A 20,563-nucleotide genomic window follows, 5' to 3' on the forward strand; every position below is an offset into this window, starting at 1 on the left:
CTCTATATCCCCAGCAAAATACTGATTTCTCTATTGTATCTAATCCAGTAAATTCGGACCCAAAAATCAACAGCCTGCTAGTCTGCATACGCAACGCTCTATTCGCTGGAAAGACGCTTCAATACATGAGAAACCGCAACCAAACCAAAGCTGGCAGTGACGGTCATCACAGAACCATACCCACCACAGTTCAATGAACTCTCCATGTTCATCGGCCTTTCCAGGCATACTGCCCCATTGTCATCAGGATAGCGCTGCTGCTCTGTTGAGTAGACACATGGCACATCGAATCGACGTTTGACATTGGTTGGAAAACCGTACTGCCTGCGAAGTAATTTGCGGCACTTGGAAAGCAGCGGGTCCTGTTCACTGCGACTCAGGTCAGCCAGTTTGATCTTTGTAGGATCGCTTTGCCCCCCTGCACCACCTACCGTAATGATGGCTATCCCGTATCTGCGGCAGCAGGCTATCAATGCAGCCTTGATACGATAGCTGTCGATGCAGTCGATCACGTAATCAAATCCACCGGCAGCAATTGTTTGCAGTGACTCCAAGTCGATAAATTGCTCCACAGCACTAACCCGGCAGCTGGGGTTGATTGCCAAGACTCGCTCTGCGAGCGCCGATACTTTGGCTTTACCGAAATCACCCTCAATCGCATGCAGTTGGCGGTTGACATTCGATTCAGCTATATGATCCATATCATAGAGGGTAATCGCACCTACGCCACTGCGCGCTAGGGCTTCCACAACCCATGAGCCGACCCCACCCACACCGACCACGGCGACATGAGAATGAGAAAACCGCTCCAATGCCCGACCGCCATAGAGACGTGCTATACCGCCAAATCGCCTTTCATTGTACAAATTAGACAATTCCTTGGATGTTTGAACCAGAAATGAAATTGATTATATATAATTGATTATGAAATAGCTGCTTGATCTTTGTTTAGTTCCTTCATGAGTTCTGCGAAACGGATATTCAACGCCTCCAACTCATAAATTCTTTTTTGTGCATACTCTGTGTTCCCCATATTGTTAATGCTGATTATTTTATATCCGAGTGTGTGTATCTGCTCATGCAGCCTGTTGAGTTCAGTGTACTGTGGCAAACTGCCATACTGAATGAACCCAATACCATTGAACCAATAACTGAAGTTGCAGTGTTTACTATCCAATTGGCTATGGTTTATTTCCTCATCGCTTTTCACATACCTGATCAGGTTATCCACCCATCTTTTATGACTGGTGAGCGCTACGTCAATATCGACATGATGACTCTGAGTCACTCTGTTTTTGAGGCTCCGCCACAGATGATTGCCTTGCCATTGCTTCAACCATATGGGGATCTCACTTGCCGGCATTGGTCTGGCAATACCATAACCCTGACCTAATCGACAACCCAATTGAAGTAGTGCAACGGCATGTTCCATGGATTCCACACCTTCCGCAATGACCGGATGCTGAAAAGCATGCGCAAGGCGAACCACGCTATCAACGATGGTTAGATCCTGAGGATCATCCAGCATGTCCCGCACAAAATTCTGATCTATTTTGAGAATATCGACAGGAAGACGATGAAAATAGGCAAGTGAAGAGTAACCCGTACCGAAATCATCCAAAGAAATCTTAATGCCCAACTCACGGCAGTCCGACAGGGTATGATAGATAACATTCGTATCATCTATAGAGGCGGTTTCAAGAATTTCCAGCTCGAGCATGTCGGGAGTTACATCAGCATACTTTGTAAACCGCTCCCGAACATACTCCGTGAAGCCGGGATACTGCAAATGGTGTGGACTTATATTTATACTGACCGGCAGTTGAAGCCCCATCTTTCGCCATTGACTCATCTGTTGCAATGCATGATCGAAAACCCATTGACCCAGCTCGATCTCTAAATCGGTTTTAGTAATAATGGATAAAAATTCACCTGGCAGGGTAATGCCCGTTTCCGGATGCAGCCACCGGATCAAGGCCTCGACGCCTATAACGTCACAACTGTACATATCAACCTTCGGTTGAAAGTAAAGCGTGAATTCATGATTCGACAGTGCGTTCCTGAGCAGCTTGATATTTTTACGATTGGCCTTTATCTGCTTGTCATGCAGCGGATCAAACAGATGGTAGCAGTTCTTGCCCGCCTCCTTTGCCCAATACATTGCCTGATCAGCATGCCGTAACAGGAGGTCCGCGTCTACATCGTCCTCCGGGTAGACGGTCAAGCCGATACTTGCATTGACTTCCAGAGCCGTTTCATCCAAACGTATGGGTTCTGCTATAACCTGCAATACCCTATCCAGAACCAAAATACACTCATCCATACTGGTCAGATTAGTCAGTATCAATACGAACTCATCTCCACCGATGCGCGATACCGTGTCCTCCTCACGCAATACTTTTTCTAACCGACGCGCTATTTCAATCAATATCTTATCGCCTGAATCATGGCCGAATCGGTCATTGATCGGTTTGAAACCATCGAGATCCAGATAACAAACCCCCACACTGGTTGCGTTTCGCTTACTGTATGCAATCGCCTGGCGTAGCCTGTCGGTTTTCAGACGCCGGTTGGGTAAGCCGGTCAATGGATCGTAATGTGCGATTTGTTCAAGTTCCGCTTCAGCCCTTTTTCTGTCCGTTATATCGTGAATGATCGAATAGAGCACCTGCCTGCCATCCGAGATGAAGGGTCCAGAGTGTACTTCGACATCCCTGATTTCCCCTGATGCCAAGGCGTGACGAAAAATGAAGTGGTTGCGTTCTTCTTTTCTAGCCCTTTGCATCTCCTGAGCAATTTCCTCTTTGCTGAGTGTATTGATGTCATTGATACTCATTTTCAAGAGCTGCTCAATGGTATAGCCGTAATACTCAGCAGCGGCCCTGTTCGCTGTGAGAATAGAGCCCGAGTCGGGATCGATCGTTAGCATCACCGCCTTGTTGGCCTCGAACAACATTCTGAAGCGCTCTTCACTCATACGCAGCGCTTCAGACAGACCTTTCTCCCGTTCAAGCGCCTCTAGCAGGTCATGATTACTTGCCTGCAGTGTCTGATTTGCCGTCTCCAGTTGTCGTGTACGCGCCTCTACTTTCTCTTCCAACTCAATACCTGAGCGCCTGAGGGCGTCGATCTGTCCTTTGATTGTACTTCCCATTTCCTGCAGTGCATGGGAGAGAGTACCGATCTCATCTTCACTATGTATCTTAACCGGTTGTTCGAATCTGCCATTTGTGATGGATGCCGCATACTCGGATAGCTGTTTAACAGGTTCAACAAACTGCTTGCGCATAAAGAAATTGAGAAGTATTGCAATAGCGATGAATGTAAGTAAAAAATTGAAAACAACCTGCCTGACTGCCTGCATCACCTTTTCGTCGATGACTTTGGTAGAAAAACCGAGCCGGATAATGCCCACTGTTTGAGCCTGGTCAATGATAGGTATGGGAACATCATAATAGCTCTTGCCATCGGACCGGTTGTGGATCTGCCACAACGGTTGGTCGGCAGACAAGGTATTGATTGTCACAGTATCGTTATATTTCCGCCCGATCTGTGTATTATCACTGTGAAACAGCACCAGGCCCGATTGGTCGGTAATGCTTGCATACTCAATATGAGGATTTTTATCGACTACTTCCTTAAGCTTTCCATCCATCCCGGAGAGTGACTCGAGTGGCAATCCCAAAGCCAACAGTTCATCAAGCACACTTTCAATGCTATGACCAATGCCAAAACTGCCAGTCAACAGCGCATCGGTATAATTTGTGCGAAAACTGTTTATATTCACTACAGAGCTGAGCAGTAACGAAAGCACGAGGGTACCGATAGTCACCAGCAGTATCTTCCGGTTAAGTCTCATTAACTACCGCCTCGGCAATGTGTTAAAAAGGGAATTCATTTAAGGATATTTTCTCCCGCCAATTGCAACAGACCTACAGGTACAGTGATACCAAACTGTCTTGCCTTTTGCAGATCGACCGCATAACCAAATCGTGCCGGCCATTGGGGAAAAATCCGCTTGATCGGCTTACCTTCGAAAAGATCGCGGATCATAATTGCTGCTTGTTGTCCCATACTGCGATGAGAGGGAAATATAGCCGCCATTGCCCCCCACTCCTGCATAACATCGTTCTTGACAAGACCGATCAGCGGCTTACTTGAATATGCATGGACCAATTCTGCGAACTGGCGTCTGGCGCCCAGCTGATCATGAGGTTTCATGAACAGATCCACTTGAGAATCGAGCTCCTTGATGAGAGGCAGCGCCATCTCTGCCATGCGCCTGTCACCCTCCTCACCCTTTACCAATGGCACTCTGCGGAAAATCACTTCCAGATCCTTAAACTGGGGATCATCTTTCAACATCGCTTTAATCCAGGCATTATAACTGTGGGACTGCGGCATATCGGCATAGATCAACCCGATCCGCTTTACATCTGGCATCAGTTCCCGGATAAAGCGGAATCTTGATTTTACAGGTACGGGATAGCTGACACCGGTAAAATTACTCTTCGGCGGAATATCGAAACCATCTATCACACCTATACCCACTGGGTCGGTTGGAGAAGCAAACACAACCGATTGGGTTCCGCCGTACATCACCTGCTTGGCGGCTACGGTTGCTGTGGTGCCGCCCATGTAATACACATCATAGTCTTTGCCAGCTTCCGTTTTCAGGATCGCCGCACCCTTGTTGATGTCATTGCCCGCTGTATGTAAATAGAGCTGAAGGTTTTTTCCCTCTACATAGCCGTATTGCTCAAGAGACTGCAACATAGCGAGGCGGACATCCATATAGGGGCTGCCTTGCTGGGAATCAAGAATGAACAGTCGATAGAGCCTGCCGGTTTGGGGAGCGGATAACAGTTCGTCAGCCCCGACCAGCAGCAGCAAAACAAGGCAGTAACGGGTCAGAGTTGCTACTGACGATAACAAGTACACCTCCGGATGAACGCAGTCAAAGAGAACCGGTGCTTCCTGCATCGATCAGGCATATATCAAACATGCCTTACCAAGATACCTGGGGTAGACACAGATGCCTCTACGGAAAACGCAACCCATTTCTGAGGCATTTGAATTGTGATGCCTAATAAGTATATTGTCGGCAATATAGCGCCACTCTGAAATAGCCATGAACCAATAAGTGGCAGAAGCACTATAAAATCTAAATGTTGAACATTAATAAATCTATGTATATTATTGTTTATTAAGGGATATTATAAAAATAATAGGACCCGCTTTTAAACATGGGCTTTTTCACAGCCCACCCGCGGTTACATCTTGTTACAAGTGGATACACCCGTGAGAGGATCTTCTTTGCCCGGCGGTGCACACTCGATCTCAAGGACAACACGTCCGACAACACTATCGTTCATACAAGGAGATCATCATGGGTAAGACTCTAATTATCACACTTGTCGTAGTGGTTGCGCTGCTGATCAGCGGTGTGGCAATTGCACGTTATAAAGGTTATTGCGCCGGACCTGAAGGGCGTATCGGTTGGATGACGGACCGTATCGGCAGGCAACTCGATCTCGACGACTCTCAGCAGCAATATCTGGCTCAACTCAAGGATCAGATAGTACTCAGCGCGAATGAATTGAGGCGGGATAGATCGACCTATGTGGATCAAGCCATCGGCCTGCTTGAAAGCTCAGATTTTGATCGCGAAAAAGCCCGCACCCTGCTGATGCAAAAACAGGCTCAACTGGCCAGTCTCAGTTCCGACGTCATAGATGCCTTCGCCGATTTCAGTAATAATCTCAATCAAAGCCAACGGGATAAACTACAATCGATGATCAAACGTCACCGTGAACATCGTCATTGCAAATTCGCCTGCGGCGATAGTAAGCAATTGACACAGGAGTGAATGCTCATGCCCCCCTCCCCTCACAGGGGGGAGGCAGACTGAATCTTGATTGATCATCACACATAGCAGCACCCTGAAATCAATCTCAACCTTTTTAAACAATCAACCGAGTACTGGAATTAGTGATGCCCCGCATCTTGTTGATCGATGATGACCAGGCACTGGCCACACCGCTGAAAGAGTACTTCTCCCTGTATGACTTGGAGCTGGAAGCGGTCACGCTCCCATCCGAAGGCTTGAAACGTATCGAACATACAAATCCGGATCTGGTGATACTCGACATCATGTTACCGGAAATGGATGGTTTTGAAGTTTGCCGCACCATCCGTAGACAGAGCAGCCTGCCCATTCTTATGCTTACCGCACGGGGAGAGGTGATGGATCGGGTTGTCGGTCTGGAACTGGGGGCGGATGATTACCTGGCTAAACCGTTCGAACCCAGAGAGCTGGTCGCCAGAATACAGAACATCCTTAAACGCAGCCGGTCACAACCGAATGAGGAGCAAGAGATCGTGCTTGGCACGCTAAAACTCGATTTGGTAAGACAGGATGCCTTTATCGAGGGGCGAAGCCTGAATCTCACGACCCTCGAGTATCGATTGCTGGCCTTGTTGGCGCAACATCCGGGCCGGGCATACAGCCGTGACGAAATACTGACTGCCGTAAAAGGGATAGAGGCCGATCTCTATACCCGTTCAGTTGATATCCTGGTAAGCCGTCTGCGGCAAAAACTAAAACCGCTTGACTATATCAAGACAGTATGGGGAACCGGATACCGCCTGGTGGGCCCTGATAGATGAACAGACGACATAGTCTCAGCGGCCGCCTGATCTTATTGTTCATCTGCGTCAGTATCCTGGTCGCGCTGACGGTGCGAACAGGATTCCGTTACGGCATCCAGGGAGAGTTTCGTTCCCTGGCAGAACCCCATCTGTCGGAATATATCGAACACCTGGTAAAAGAGATCGGTTCCCCACCCGATCCCATAGCCGCGGAAAAACTGGCGGAACGCCTGCAAATCGATATTCAGATCCAGACCAAGGGTCAGACCTGGTCCAACAACGGTGATATCGTCAATACAGAGAGATTGGTGTTCCATTCCCACTCTCTCAGCACCGGCCGATTGGTCGAAATCAACCATGACGAGCATCGATTTATGCTGCGTCTGCAGGATAACGACGGCACCATTCTGCTGATGACACGGAATCGTCTGGATAACGGCTCCTTGGCACTGGTGATCGGGGTGACAATTATTACCGTATTGCTGCTCATTGCCCTCACCTACCATCTGGTAAAGCGTCTGTTTCAACCATTACAGGACATAGGCCGGAGTGTAGCCAGATTCGGCTCCGGTGAACTCGACCACCGTATCGCCATCAAACGCCGGGATGAGCTGGGAGATCTGGCCAACAGCATCAATACCATGGCGGACGAGATCGAGGCGATGATGGAGGCAAAGCGTCAACTGCTGTTGGCCATCAGCCATGAACTTCGCTCCCCGCTGACCCGCGCACGCCTGAATGCCGAATTGATACAGGCCGGTGAACCCCGCGACAGAATTATTGCGGATCTGCAGCTACTGGAGCAGGAACTCGCTGAATTGTTGGAGACTGAACGCCTCGGTAGCAAGCATGCCAAACTCGATCTACAGGCAGTCGATCCCGGACAGATCATCGATTCCGTCATTCAGCAGTACTTCTCCACCGCAACCATTCGCTGTAAACATGAAAACGACAGTGTATCGATGCAATTGGACCCGGTACGTATTCGTCTGCTGATAAAAAACCTGCTGGAGAATGCACTGAGACATACGCCTGAATCCGGTGAACCGGTGAAGATCGACAGCCGGGTTAGCGACCGGGTTTGGCGAGTCAGCGTAAAGGACCAGGGGGAAGGGATTCCGAAGGAACACCTGCCACATCTCACAGAGCCCTTTTACCGGGTCGATAAGGCACGCCAAAGAGAGACCGGAGGGTATGGCCTGGGTCTCTATCTCTGTCGTGTCATCGCCGAGGCGCATCGAGGAGGCTTGCATATTGAGAGCGAACCGAACTTGGGAACCCGGGTTCTCATCACCCTGCCTTTTGACGAGGCAATTACCGGATCACCATCAAAGCCCGGGGTATAAGATGCAAGACAGCTATAAGTATCAACCCGGCAGTGAGATGCCGGTTACCTTCTTATACAGCGAGACCGCATAGGAATCAGTCATTCCGGAGACAAAATCGGTCAAACGCAACAAACGCGTATAGTGATCCTTGGCCGGCTGACCATGGGGCCCGATGAACTGTTCCGGAATCAGTCGAATCATCATCTGGCTGCGCGGGCTGGCGCGCTCACCTTGGGCCGCCACATCATCAATGATAGGGATAAAACGCTCCAGCAGTTCACTGATTACCTGAAAGCCTGCAGTCTCTATCTCGATCACCTCCGGGGCGATATAGATCTTTTCATGCGCGACCTCTATCAGACGGTCCATCTCGGCACGGTGAGGAATCTGGCTCATTAACGGCTGATCGATCTGGCCCGCAAGAATCGCCTCTTCATGATCGAGAAAACAGTGCAGTATCTCACTGATCGCCTGGCTGATCACCTTGGCCCGTAAAAACTCGATCTTCTCTTTATCCCCCGTTATGCGGTTCAGGCGTTTGTGTCGTGAGGACGAATCAGGCAATACAGCACTGAACAACTCCATCGCCTCGTGATAACTGAGATGCCCCAGGCGATAGCCATCTTCGATATCGATGACCCGATAACAGATATCGTCGGCCGCCTCCACCAGAAACGCCAGCGGATGTCGATGCCAGATAGCCAACACCGGATCCCGGCGTAACAACCCCACTGTCTCGGAGACCTCGCTGAAGAGGTCCTGGTCCTCCGCTGTGAAACCCGGTTTTTTCGCACTGACCCCCTGGAAACGCCCGTTTCCGATACATGATTCGCGGGGATACTTGGTAAATGCCGCAAGCGTGGCGCAAGTCAGTTGCAGTCCACCGGGATTATCCCTGTTCTGCAGCCGGGTCAAGACACGAAAGCCTTGCGAGTTACCTTCAAAATTGAGGAAGTCCTCGCGCTGGCTGCCCTGTAATACGGCAACACGCTGTTTACCGTATTCACCATTCTCCGCCCAGTGCCGGATTGCATCTTCACCGGAATGGCCGAACGGAGGATTACCGATATCATGAGCCAGACATGCAGCTGCACAGATATCACCAAAATCCGAGGCCTCATTCTCTTTGAGCTTGTGGCGGGCGATGATCTGTTCCCCGACCAGGGTACCCAGGGACCGGCCAACACTGGAAGACTCAAGACTGTGGGTCAAACGGGTACGGACATAGTCGACTTTCGAGAGGGGAAAGATCTGCGTCTTATCCTGCATCCGCCTGAATGCCGAGGAAAAGACGATCCTGTCCAGATCACGCTGAAAATCAGTGCGCGTGGAGCTGGCAGTCGAGTGATCGCTCGAACCCAGGCGTTTGTGAGAAAGTAATTGAGTCCAGTTCATCGACATGCGGCCATTCTAACCCAGTGTCCGTTGGGATACAGCCTTAAAGCAGCAAGCCGCGAATGAACGCCAATCACCGCACAATTTGCGCGAAATAGTATGAGTGATTGAGTGGTAATCGTATGTCTTCCCACACAGTAATGAGACATTTATGACTCAACCGGAATGATATCCATTTGCGTTTGTTTGCGGTGATTGGCGTTCATTCGCGGTTAACTCATAACAAATGCCCGGAATGCTAGAGCAGTGTTCTAGGGCCGGGTCGGGTCACTGACCAGGGTGTCATCGATACGCTCACGAAAACCTATTGCCAGGAGGCCTGCCACGGCAATCAGCAACGCCCCTGCAATGAACTGCCCGGTCAAAGTCTCCTGCCAGAAGAGATACCCATATCCGGCACCGAATAATACGGAGGTGTAGGTCATGGGACTTACCGTGGCCGCGGATGCGATGGCATAGCCACGAGTCAGCATCAACTGCCCCAGGGTGCCCAGTAGACCGATCAATGCCAACCAGCCCCATTCAGCCGCAGTCGGCTGCCGCCACCCCCAGAACATGGGGATCGATGAAATCAGGCTGCTTAGCAGCGCAAAATAGAATACCACTCGTACTGAGGGTTCACTGCGTCCAAGACGCCTGAGCGTCACTTTGGCCAGGGATGCAAAACCGCCTCCCAGCAAACCGATCAGCGCTATATGGTTGAACTCCCCTTCCGGATTAAGCACCAGAATCACGCCGATAAAACCGATGCCGATGGCCAGCAGTATCCTTTGACGCAGAGGTTCGCTGAGCCAGAACCAGGCGATAAGCGGCATAAAGAGCGGCGATGTCATCTTCAATAACATACCATCCGCCAGCGGCAGGTTGGCCAAGGCATAGAAAAAACAGTACATCGCTGAAACACCAGCGACCGATCGCAACAGATGCAGGTGGATGATCTCGGTACGTAAACTGACCCAGCCGTTACTCCAGACCAATGGCATCAACAAGGCCAGTCCGAACAGATTGCGCATAAAGACTGCCATGTCACTGGGCAATGTTTGCGTCACATATTTTACAGACGCCCCCATCGAGGCGAACATTAACTCAGACAACAGTATGAACAGTGCCCCCAACAGGAGATTTTGCCTATACAGCACTGCCTTGACCCCCGCTGTTAACGACTCTGCTCTGCATGCAGGCCAATCCAGCCCATATCAACCATTGAGACACCATAATCTTCGTATTGCCGATGCATCCCCCTATTGTTATCTGCCCGGGATTCAGTAGTACGGGAGGACCTTGCCGATTACCGGCAATAAATTTTGACATATCCAAATATCGCAATCGCCGATCACTCTATGGCAGAATTGAACAATCTAACAGATTATGCGGGGAATTGTTCACATGCTCTCAATACGCCTTTACACTTTATTAGGCCTGGCAATGCTCATTTCCGGTTGCTCGAGCGTCTACTACGACACCATGGAAAAGGTCGGCATTCACAAGCGAGATATCATGGTCGACCGGGTGGAATCCGCACGTGACGCCCAGGCTGAGGCACAGGAGCAGTTTCAATCGGCACTGGATCAATTCGCTTCTGTCATCAATCTTGAGGAGAGTGATCTGAAGCGTGCCTACGACAGCCTCAATCATGAATTTGAAGCCAGTGAAGCGGCGGCGGCAGAGGTTACGGAACGCATCAGCAAGGTGGAATCGGTGGCCGAGGACCTGTTTGAAGAGTGGCAGGAAGAGTTGGACCTGTATGAGAACAAGAGCCTGAAAGCCACCAGCGCCAGGAAACTCAAACAGACCAAACAGCGCTATCAGACCATGCTCAGCTCAATGAAGAAGGCAGAACGCAGTATGCAGCCCGTCATCAATACTTTCCGTGATAATGTGCTGTTTCTGAAGCATAACCTGAATGCCCAGGCAATCGGATCCCTGCGCGGTGAATTCGGCAATCTCAAGGCCGATATCAATAACCTGATCAACCGTATGAACCAGTCGATCAAACAATCAGATGAATTTATTCGTGGTATGCAGAGCTCCTAGCGTTTGGAGAAGCGCATAGACTTCAGACAAACCAACGCATGTCATCAAAGGTACACAACGCTGCTGTCCACAGAGCGAATCACGCGCTCGCACTACTCTTTCTGATCGCCATCGGCGTCAGTTATCATTTCATCTACAGCACCATCGACAACAGTTTGATAATGATACTTGCCGCCATTCTCGGCGGTTATCTGGCCCTGAATATCGGCGCCAACGATGCCGGCAACAATATCGGGCCCCTGGTGGGTTCCGCAGTCATCGGTATGACCGGAGCGATGTTGTTCGCCGCACTGTTTGAAGCTGCCGGCGCATTTCTTTCAGGCGACGAGGTGATCAGCACCATAAAGCAAGGCATAATAGATCCCGATCAACTGAGTGATGCGGAAACGGTAACGCGTGTTATGTTTTCCGCCATGATAGCCACAATCGTTTGGCTTAATTTAGCCACATTCACAGGCACGCCTGTCTCCACAACACATACCATCGTGGGCGGTGTCCTGGGAGCGGGTATAACCGTCGGCGGGGTTGCTGCCGTCAATTGGCACACCTTGGCCTCTATTACCGTCAGCTGGTTTTTATCACCGATACTGGGTGGAATCATCGCCGCACTCCTGCTGTACCTGATCAAGCGTACGATCACCTATCAGGACAAGATGTCGCGTGCCGCCGGAAAGGTGTTGCCGCTGCTGGTCGGTTTCATGGCCTGGAGTTTCACCACTTACCTGATGGTCAAAGGCGTCAAAGCGAGTTGGCGGGTCGATTTTTTTACAGCGCTGATATGTGGTTTTGCCATAGGCCTGGGTGTCTACATGGTGATAAAACCCAATATCGTGCAGCGTACCGACATACTTCCCAATACCAAATCTGCCGTCAACCGACTGTTCAATATCCCGCTCTTATTCGGTGCCGGTCTTTTGAGTTTCGCCCACGGTTCAAATGATGTTGCAAACGCCATTGGTCCCGTTATTGCAATCAAAGAGGCGCTGATAGACAGCCAGACCGCACTCCCTGACTCCTCACTGTGGGGTTTGTCGATCGGGGCGGTTGGCATACCCCTGGGATTGATTTTGTATGGAAAGCGCCTTATCAAGACGATTGGCAGCGAAATTACTGAACTCGATCAAGTGAGGGCGTTCTGCATTGTCACTTCCGTCACTATTACAGTGTTGTTTGCAAGCCAGTTCGGCCTTCCCGTGAGCAGTACACATACCGCTGTCGGTGCGGTCTTCGGTATCGGCTTTTTACGCGAAATATTAAAGACAAATTATGCTATTCTCCTGGAAACCCTCAGGCACCAGCACCGAAGCCGGGATAAAGCTCAGATTGAGGCCTTTATACAACGATTTGATCGGGCGAGTTTCAGTGAAAAAGGTCGTCTTTTGGCGGAATTGGATTCAGATAACCAGTTAAAACTCAGTAAAAAGAAACGCACCTCACTACAAAACCTCTACCGGTATGAAATCGTCAAACGCTCCACCTTCATACGCATTATTTTGGCGTGGATTATTACCCTCCCGATAGCTGCCCTCTTCGCCTCTTTGATCTATTTGCTGATCGATTGAACAGTCATCGCCACTAAACTCCCTATTTATCTCCAGTAATTTACTTGGTTATTATCGGGCAACTACAGTTCCGTTTCGATAGAATGATGTGATCAAAAATCCCATAAAATTCATTGATTTGTAAAAAAGCGGCAGGCATAGTAAAAAGCGCGATATCCAGGTGGAACCAACCAAAGCCAAAAGGAATTATGTCTCCAACCAGCCGTTATTGCGCAAATTCAGTTTTATTGCGATCATGGCGCTATGGTGGGCAAAGCAATACACGCACTGCCTATCCTCAGAATCCGATAATCAAGGCTTGGCTCGCAGGAAACTCATTCAGAGTCGCTCCGCAACTCTTCCATTTGGAACAGGGCAAAACTCATGTTTTGCAGGATGCAGTAAAACGTGAACTACGTCACATTCCCCTTCCCCACCTCATGGATGGATAAGTTGTATCAGCCTGGTTGTTTTCTAATATGAACAGAAGTCAGCGCCTGAGGGTTCATCTTGATATGCTGGCCCGCAGCCACCTGCTTGCAGTCATATTCATAACCTTGGCAATCCTCTTAAACCTGTTGATCACAGCCTATTGGCAATTCAGTCTCGAGCCCAGATTGACTGCACAAACCAATACACTTGCGCAAGCCCAGGCCGGAATCCTGGCTAGACTATTAAGCAACAACACCCCATCCGACTCGCAGGAATTGGAGCAGGCAATGGATACAATACTCCAACTGCAAGACCCTGCAACGCAAAAACCAATAGTGCAACGCATAGAGGTCAGCATCAGACTTGTAACTGCCGCCAAGGAATTCGATACGCTGGAACTGGCTCGAGGTTTGTCGAACTGCGAGAACTGTCTTGTTTCAGAAGTCGCACTGTCGAATGAACAGACAGGTAAACCGGTCGGTAGCGCACGAATCCATGTCAATCGGAACTTTCTTACCGCATTGAAAGATGATTTCCGGGAAAAGCTCTGGTGGTCCGGTGTTATTGTAACTTTGATTGTGCTATCTGCCTGGTTATTGATCGAAAATTTCCTGCGAAAATTACGTAAGAATGAGTCAAATCTGCAATCAATCATCGATGGTGTCGCAGACCCCCTGTATGTCTATACCACAGACAGAAAAATGGTTTTACACAATCAGGCTGCATATAAACTTGCTTTATCCAATCATGGCATGGAGGAGGCGGAGTTTCAGAAATATATTCTTCCACCGAAATCATTGATACGTGATGTGATTACCAACAACAGACCGGTAAAAAGCATCCACAAAATACCTCAGGGTAGAAATAAACTGTTGCGCATGGAACTTCAGGCAAGCCCGTTATCAGATGGCAGCAATAACAACACGGGGATTATCATCACCTACAGAGACCTCACTGAACATCTGGTGTTGTTGGATGAATTGCAGAGTAATAAACATCAACTGCAACAACTTGCCGAAAAGGACACACTGACACAATTACCCAACAGGTTCATGTTCAATCGGCTGTTGGATCAGGCGGTCTCCCGAGCCGCCAGAACCCACTCCATGCTCGCCCTGCTGTTTCTTGACTTGGATCGTTTTAAGGAAGTGAATGACAGTCTGGGTCATGATGCAGGCGATACACTCCTCGAGGTCGTTGCACAACGTTTGCTGAGGGCCGTACGCAAGGGGGATGTGGTCTCTCGCATCAGTGGAGACGAGTTTGTGATCCTGCTGGCGGATATCAAGCGCCCGGACGATGCCACGTTAGTGGCTGATCATATCGTTGAATCCGTACGTCAGATGGTAATCATTCAGGGTAAGCGCCTCCACCCTTCCGTCAGCATCGGTATCAGCCTTTTTCCCAATGATGGCCGGACCGGCAAACTCCTGTTGCAGAGCGCCGATACTGCCATGTACCGTGCGAAGCGGGAATCCCAGAACAGTTATCAACTATACGATCCCAGCATGACACTGATGATACAAGAACGGTTGAGTACGATTACAGCATTACAAAGCGCGGTCAGTGATGATGATTTCGTCTTGCTGTATCAACCGCAGTATGAGCTGCACACAAAAAAACTGGTCGGCGTGGAAGCCTTGCTACGCTGGAATAAAGAGGGCCGGGAACTGGTATCGCCCACCCATTTTTTGGGTTTGGCTGAGGATGTGGGGCTGGTATTTCCAATCGGACAGTGGGTATTGCGGAATGTCTGCAGACAAATACAGTCCTGGCGCAGCATGGATCTGATCCCGCCGCCGATGGCGGTAAACATTTCCGCCAGTGAATTACTGCACAAGGATTTCGTCGACTCGATTCAGAGGATGCTCAATGAGACAAATTGCAAGGGAGAGTGGTTGACAATCGAAATTACAGAAAGCTCCTACTCCGGCCAAATCGAACTTGCCGCAGAAATCCTGCAACAACTGAAGGGACTTGGAATTGCCATCGCGATCGATGATTTCGGTATTGAACACTCTTCCCTGGCACGTTTAAAGCAGTTGCCGATAGACAGATTGAAGTTGGACAAGATTTTTTTGCAGAACCTTACCACTGACTCGGCAAATCAGGCGATCATTCAAACCGTCCAGGATCTCGGGCATCGCTTGGGAATCGAAGTGCTTGCGGAAGGTGTTGAAACTCCCGAACAGGAAACCTATTTGATTCTATCTGATTATCGTATGGCTCAGGGTTATCGCTATGGAAGACCGATGTCTGCGGATAACTGCGCAAAGCGGTTTCACTGAGAGAGAATCGATATCGGATAATTCATATGGCGCAATGGTTGTAGCCGTTTTTCAACCGCTTTAACTCTGACCCACGGCACGCTCCGATACGGGAAGTGTATCGGGCGGTGGCATGCGCTTGACGATGCCGTCAGGCACCTCTCCTCTCCCAGCCTGATAGATGGAGCCCGACTCCAGCACAAAGCAGATCATGACTGTGATCAGCGTCGGCACAACGGCGACACGCGTAATGGCGACCATCATGATATCGCCTTTGGAACTGCCGCTGGTGGCAAGCATTGCCATTCCTAGTATGACGGCGCTGATGGTATATCCGATTATCAGGATACGGGTACGATTGGCGGAGAGACGCCAATGGGCGGCGACAAACCAGTCTCCAGGTGCGGTTTCTATGCTTGCACGATACCAGATAAAGCCGATGACGGAGAATGAAAGCAGCAACGGAATCAGAAATCCCAAGAAACCGATATCGAGCACGATTGCCGCGGGTGCCGCAATCAGATGACAACCCACCAGGTTCACCATGGACAGCTCATGAGGTGTCTTGGCCCGTTTGCGAACCGTCTCTTCGATATCGAAAATCATTGTATGCCCTCTCCCGCACATCCGATCATCTTGTGATTGACTATGACACGATTAACCAACCTTGGCGTTGATATTACGCAAACCGGACATTGAAGGTAAACTAAAGCCATGACCATTGATATCGAGATATTAGGTGAATTGCTTGTTGAAAGCGCTCAATCGGAACTGATACCTCGATTCAACCGCTGCGAAGGCCGGATCAAGAGAGACGGGAGCCTTGTAACCCAGGCGGATCTGGCGATGCAGCAGCGTATCATGACCCAGTTGAAACATCTCTACCCTGATATTCCGCTGTTGGGCGAAGAGATGCCGGCTGACCTGCAGGCAGCCGTATTAAGTAACGAAAACAGGGGTTTTTGGTGTCTTGACCCACTGGATGGCACTGCAAATTATCTAGCCGGTATGCCCTGCTTTGCCGTATCTCTGGCCTATCTGGTCAATGGAGAGGTACAAATCGGGATCATCTACGACCCGCTGAGGGATGAGCTTTTTCATGCCGTAAAGGGTTCTGGAGCCTGGTTGAATCAGGACAGGCTGACAATCAACTGTACGCTGGATCAATTGCACGAGTGTGTGGCAATGGTCGATTTCAAACGACTCGGGCCTGCGCTTGCCAGTCAATTGGCAACCGCTCCTCCCTACCGCTCCCAACGCAGTATAGGCAGTGTGGCACTCGACTGGTGCTGGCTGGCGGCGGGACGAGTGCAACTCTATCTGCATGGCGGCGCCAGAATTTGGGACTATGCTGCAGGCACGCTTATCTTTCGCGAAGCCGGCGGGTACTTCTGGCTGGGTGAAACAACAGCCATGGCGCAGAGTCAGGCAAACCCCGAACTACGGCAGCAGATGGCGGTTGGCGCGGCCAACCAACAACTGTTTGAAGCCTGGCGCGCCTGGTTGCAAGGTTTTAGTTGACCTGAGCACGAAATACCTTAAACTATCGCGCTCTCGACTCTGGAGCGGTAGTTCAGTTGGTTAGAATACCGGCCTGTCACGCCGGGGGTCGCGGGTTCGAGTCCCGTCCGCTCCGCCATTTTTCAACACAAAACTCGATCGGTCCGATCGGTCACAGACCCCTCATACCTTACCCAGAGGGATCGTCTGAATAAACACTGAACTATCCCCGCTCTAGGGCCTGTTTAAAAATAGATTGCATTTCAGGAAGTTTATTCGCCTCACTGGACAGGCTTTCTCCCTTATCAATACCGGACAGGCGGAGTGTGCCTTCAACAACCGGACGAAGCCAACAGATTAATCTGTCTATCAGCCGCTGGAAACAAACAGTGTCATATTTTTGTGGCCTTCGCAGAACCACTCTCTACTCGCCACGAAGTCAGATACAAACAGATAAAATTTGAAGCACTACTCAATTTCCCCGGCCACAACCTCCTATTCTTGGCGCTAACGAACAATCAAGTACACGATTCCCGGTTGCCATTGCAACCGCTGCATATTCTACCAAGCAGAGAGAAATGGAAGTGTCGAAATCCGTCAAACCGTTACTGACTATTCTATTAACCCTCATCCTGACAGGATGTCTAGATGAAAATAGCGCACCGGTGGCAGCCGACGATAGCACCATCCTCAATCAAGGCAGAAGCACAACTATCGATGTATTACAGAACGACCGGGACAAGGATCATGATCCGCTTGTCGTAGTTGCCGGCAAACCGCCTTCTCATGGTACCTTAATCATCCAGGATGACGGACTGATCGTTTACCAACATGACGGTTCAACAGCCGGATCGGACAGTTTCACCTACCTTACCTATGATGGCGCTGCCTATTCCGCACCAGCCCAGGTACAGGTAACGATTTTAGTTCCTCCCTATTCCACTGATGACAATACAACAGCCCCATCCACCAACCAACCACCGGTCGCGGTCGATGATCAGGCCACGGTGACAACAGGTGGTGCTGTTTCCCTCGACCTGCTGATCAACGATTCTGACGCAGAGAATGACCCACTCAGCATCGAAACCCTGGGTACTCCCAGGAACGGGGAAGTGACATTGGAATCCGATGGCACTGTTACTTATCGGCACGACGGTTCGAATACAACCGCTGACAGTTTCAGCTATATCATCAGTGACGGGGATGCCCCTTCCGCCAGCGCAGATGTCTTTATCACCATAACACTTGTAAACCAACCGCCCGGTTTCACCCGCCAAGGTAATGATATCCATCTCCCCATCGACACACGCTACGAGTTATCCGTTGAAGCGGTGGATCCTGACGGCGATGAGTTGAGCTATTCGGTCTCCCATCTTCCTCATTGGTTACATTTCTCAGCCGATACACATACCTTGTCCGGGCAACCCTCTTGGGCCGACCTGGGAAATTCATACCCTGTAACGATCACAGTCAATGACGATGAAGTGAGTATTGAAAACCGATTCGTCATCACTGTCGTGGAAAGGTGGCCTGTGACAGACAGCATGGCCCATCGCCTATTGGTACAAGCCACTTACGGCCCGACACTGAATGAAATCGAAAGAGTCAAGCAGCTGGGAGTAGCGGGTTGGATCGATCATCAGCTCTCCATGCGATCGGCATATACCGATTCTGGCGATGGTTGGCCGAGCCATCTGCAACGTACCCGCGAAATAGCCCTACAGGCGGAACCCGCCAACAATTGGCTCGCCACCGGAATTTTCAATGAATCGACCGGTGACGGATCAGTCTTGGATTATCAAATGGCCGCATGGTGGGAAAATGCCCTGGGTTCGCCCTCGATACCCGGTAACGAGACCGGCTCGGATCAACTGCGTCAACGCGTCGCTTATGCACTGAGCCAGTTGCTGGTTACCTCCGACAGTGTCCCGGTCCTGAAATCCCGCGGTGAAGCCTTGGCCGCCTACTATGATCTGTTGGCGGAGCATGCATTCGGTAACTACAGGACATTGCTGGGAGAAATTGCCCGAAGTCCGGCCATGGGTATCTACCTATCGCACCAGGGTAACAGCAAGAGCAATCCCGCTACAGGTTCACGACCCGATGAAAACTTCGCCCGTGAAGTCATCCAGTTATTCTCTATCGGTCTTTATGAATTGAATCTGGACGGCAGCCCCAATCGGGACGGTAACAGTAGCAGTTATCCGGACCCCGGTCACAACCTGGCAGCCACATACACCCAAAACGATATAGAGGAATTAGCCAAGGTAATGACAGGCTGGGATCTGGCAAGTAACAGCAGGTTCGGAAGAGTAAGCAGTAGAGATGGTGACTACGCAAACCCCATGGTGTTTCATCCCGAGCAACATGAAAACGAGTCAGCCACTGGCGGAGACGGCTATGTCACAGTACTGGGACAGACATTCTCCCTCAATTCGGGGAATGATCAGAGTGGACTCGATAGTGGATTGGATGTTCTGTTCAGCCACCCGAATGTTGCCCCCTATGTCAGCAGACACCTCATCCAGCGGCTTGTCACATCCAATCCATCCCCAGCCTACCTGGCCCGAGTGGCACAGGTTTTCAATAATAACGGCAATGGCGTGAAAGGTGACCTCAAGGCGGTAGTGCGCGCCATCCTTCTAGACCCTGAAGCACGGGATGATCGTTATTTGATCGACCCATCCTATGGCAAGGCAAAGGAGCCCCTGCTGGCGATAACCCAACTGCTTCGAGCGGTCCATAGCTCGCCGTTAAACGGTTGGAACAGCCAAAGCGGCGTGGCCATGAACGGCGTCTATTGGTTCAGGGCACCCCAGGCTATATTGGGGCAAGGGCCACTGCGTTCCCCATCCGTGTTCAACTTTTACAGCCCCGGCCACATCCCGAGAGACAACCGTTTTATTGTGCATAATCTGGTGGCGCCGGAGCTGCAGATACAGACAGATCAAATGCTGATCGAATACAGCAACCTGGTTTTCAGTCTGCTCAACAGTTTCGAAAAAAACCATATCATCCACTTTACGGGTGAAACCCTGGCGGCATTCGGCGCTTCATTCAACAGCCATTCGGAAAAGATATTATTGACCAATTTCGATACCGAAATATCTCTCTTTGAACAAGCTCTCGAGGGGGACAACGACAGGGATTTCGCATCTATCAATGACACATCGACGGATATAGAGGGTGACACACCCAAGGCGAATGCCATTGATGCCCTGCTCGACCACCTCGATCTATTGTTGCTGGGTGGACATATGTCCCCTGAGATCAGATCCGCACTCAAGCACTATCTCGTGACAAGCGCTGGCACCAACCACAATAGACCATTCATGGAGGCGCGCTCTGTAATACGTGATGCAATCGCAATGATAGTCACCTCCAGCAGCTACATGATTCAAAAATAACACGGTAA

14 protein-coding genes and 1 tRNA gene are annotated in these 20,563 nt (G+C 50.2%); 9 read left to right on the forward strand and 6 right to left on the reverse strand.

From position 1 onward, the window contains the following. Positions 1-98: 98 nt before the first annotated feature. The 3 genes from tcdA to CODIS_RS18505 are packed head-to-tail and all read right to left on the reverse strand — an operon-like array spanning position 99 to position 4,935. Complete coding sequence (gene tcdA / locus CODIS_RS18495; RefSeq protein ID WP_069128108.1) at positions 99-875, reverse strand: tRNA cyclic N6-threonylcarbamoyladenosine(37) synthase TcdA; 777 nt, start codon at positions 873-875, stop codon at positions 99-101. A 47-nt stretch (positions 876-922) separates the two neighbouring features. After that, on the reverse strand, positions 923-3,859 hold the full coding sequence (locus tag CODIS_RS18500; protein ID WP_069128110.1) for an EAL domain-containing protein: 2,937 nt from the start codon (positions 3,857-3,859) through the stop codon (positions 923-925). A 35-nt stretch (positions 3,860-3,894) separates the two neighbouring features. Then, positions 3,895-4,935, reverse strand: a complete 1,041-nt coding sequence (locus CODIS_RS18505; RefSeq protein ID WP_162420283.1) for an ABC transporter substrate-binding protein — start codon at positions 4,933-4,935, stop codon at positions 3,895-3,897. A 454-nt stretch (positions 4,936-5,389) separates the two neighbouring features. On the opposite strand from CODIS_RS18505, the gene CODIS_RS18510 reads away from it, so the two are divergent. The 3 genes from CODIS_RS18510 (at position 5,390) to CODIS_RS18520 (ending at position 7,997) form a co-directional block, all read left to right on the forward strand. Beyond that, complete coding sequence (locus CODIS_RS18510) at positions 5,390-5,869, forward strand: Spy/CpxP family protein refolding chaperone (protein WP_069128117.1); 480 nt, start codon at positions 5,390-5,392, stop codon at positions 5,867-5,869. A gap of 125 nt (positions 5,870-5,994) precedes the next feature. Next, positions 5,995-6,669 (forward strand): response regulator transcription factor, encoded by a 675-nt coding sequence (locus tag CODIS_RS18515; protein WP_069128120.1) that lies wholly within the window; start codon positions 5,995-5,997, stop codon positions 6,667-6,669. Continuing rightward, on the forward strand, positions 6,666-7,997 hold the full coding sequence (locus tag CODIS_RS18520) for a sensor histidine kinase (RefSeq protein WP_069128123.1): 1,332 nt from the start codon (positions 6,666-6,668) through the stop codon (positions 7,995-7,997). Before CODIS_RS18515 ends, CODIS_RS18520 begins: the two co-directional genes overlap by 4 nt. 21 nt (positions 7,998-8,018) lie before the next feature. Here the strand turns inward: CODIS_RS18520 and CODIS_RS18525 are convergent, their stop codons facing one another. Next, positions 8,019-9,380, reverse strand: a complete 1,362-nt coding sequence (locus CODIS_RS18525; protein WP_235615284.1) for a deoxyguanosinetriphosphate triphosphohydrolase — start codon at positions 9,378-9,380, stop codon at positions 8,019-8,021. A gap of 245 nt (positions 9,381-9,625) precedes the next feature. Then, positions 9,626-10,513: a DMT family transporter gene (locus CODIS_RS18530; protein WP_083220902.1), complete on the reverse strand. Its 888-nt coding sequence runs from the start codon at positions 10,511-10,513 to the stop codon at positions 9,626-9,628. A gap of 247 nt (positions 10,514-10,760) precedes the next feature. Between CODIS_RS18530 and CODIS_RS18535 the strand changes: the two genes are divergently transcribed. From CODIS_RS18535 to CODIS_RS18545, 3 genes are all read left to right on the forward strand, one after another. Further along, positions 10,761-11,408: a DUF2959 domain-containing protein gene (locus CODIS_RS18535; protein WP_069128125.1), complete on the forward strand. Its 648-nt coding sequence runs from the start codon at positions 10,761-10,763 to the stop codon at positions 11,406-11,408. Between the two features lie 38 nt (positions 11,409-11,446). Next, positions 11,447-12,970, forward strand: a complete 1,524-nt coding sequence (locus CODIS_RS18540; protein WP_069128128.1) for an inorganic phosphate transporter — start codon at positions 11,447-11,449, stop codon at positions 12,968-12,970. A gap of 458 nt (positions 12,971-13,428) precedes the next feature. Then, positions 13,429-15,669, forward strand: coding sequence for an EAL domain-containing protein (locus tag CODIS_RS18545; protein ID WP_069128131.1), 2,241 nt, complete (start codon positions 13,429-13,431; stop codon positions 15,667-15,669). Between the two features lie 60 nt (positions 15,670-15,729). On the opposite strand, the gene CODIS_RS18550 is transcribed toward CODIS_RS18545, so the two are convergent. After that, positions 15,730-16,254 carry a hypothetical protein gene (locus tag CODIS_RS18550; protein ID WP_069128134.1) on the reverse strand — a complete coding sequence of 175 codons (525 nt, stop codon included), beginning with the start codon at positions 16,252-16,254 and terminating at the stop codon, positions 15,730-15,732. A gap of 108 nt (positions 16,255-16,362) precedes the next feature. Here CODIS_RS18550 and CODIS_RS18555 point away from each other — a divergent pair, with 108 nt between their 5' ends. The 3 genes from CODIS_RS18555 (at position 16,363) to CODIS_RS18565 (ending at position 20,555) form a co-directional block, all read left to right on the forward strand. After that, positions 16,363-17,169, forward strand: coding sequence for an inositol monophosphatase family protein (locus CODIS_RS18555; RefSeq protein ID WP_069128137.1), 807 nt, complete (start codon positions 16,363-16,365; stop codon positions 17,167-17,169). A gap of 41 nt (positions 17,170-17,210) precedes the next feature. Next, positions 17,211-17,287: transfer RNA gene (locus CODIS_RS18560), tRNA-Asp, on the forward strand. A 439-nt stretch (positions 17,288-17,726) separates the two neighbouring features. Next, on the forward strand, positions 17,727-20,555 hold the full coding sequence (locus tag CODIS_RS18565) for a DUF1800 family protein (protein WP_069128139.1): 2,829 nt from the start codon (positions 17,727-17,729) through the stop codon (positions 20,553-20,555). Positions 20,556-20,563: the final 8 nt, after the last annotated feature.

Source organism: Candidatus Thiodiazotropha endolucinida, from assembly GCF_001715975.1.
Classification (GTDB): domain Bacteria; phylum Pseudomonadota; class Gammaproteobacteria; order Chromatiales; family Chromatiaceae; genus Thiodiazotropha; species Thiodiazotropha endolucinida.

Excerpts from the sequence above, each read along its gene's own strand:
- CODIS_RS18510 (WP_069128117.1), top strand. The coding sequence starts at position 5,390 with ATGGGTAAGACTCTAATTATCACACTTGTCGTAGTGGTTGCGCTGCTG.
- CODIS_RS18545 (WP_069128131.1), top strand. The coding sequence starts at position 13,429 with ATGAACAGAAGTCAGCGCCTGAGGGTTCATCTTGATATGCTGGCCCGC.
- CODIS_RS18500 (WP_069128110.1), bottom strand. The coding sequence starts at position 3,859 with ATGAGACTTAACCGGAAGATACTGCTGGTGACTATCGGTACCCTCGTG.
- CODIS_RS18540 (WP_069128128.1), top strand. The coding sequence starts at position 11,447 with ATGTCATCAAAGGTACACAACGCTGCTGTCCACAGAGCGAATCACGCG.
- CODIS_RS18555 (WP_069128137.1), top strand. The coding sequence starts at position 16,363 with ATGACCATTGATATCGAGATATTAGGTGAATTGCTTGTTGAAAGCGCT.
- CODIS_RS18550 (WP_069128134.1), bottom strand. The coding sequence starts at position 16,254 with ATGATTTTCGATATCGAAGAGACGGTTCGCAAACGGGCCAAGACACCT.
- CODIS_RS18565 (WP_069128139.1), top strand. The coding sequence starts at position 17,727 with ATGGAAGTGTCGAAATCCGTCAAACCGTTACTGACTATTCTATTAACC.
- CODIS_RS18520 (WP_069128123.1), top strand. The coding sequence starts at position 6,666 with ATGAACAGACGACATAGTCTCAGCGGCCGCCTGATCTTATTGTTCATC.
- CODIS_RS18525 (WP_235615284.1), bottom strand. The coding sequence starts at position 9,380 with ATGTCGATGAACTGGACTCAATTACTTTCTCACAAACGCCTGGGTTCG.
- CODIS_RS18535 (WP_069128125.1), top strand. The coding sequence starts at position 10,761 with ATGCTCTCAATACGCCTTTACACTTTATTAGGCCTGGCAATGCTCATT.
- CODIS_RS18515 (WP_069128120.1), top strand. The coding sequence starts at position 5,995 with ATGCCCCGCATCTTGTTGATCGATGATGACCAGGCACTGGCCACACCG.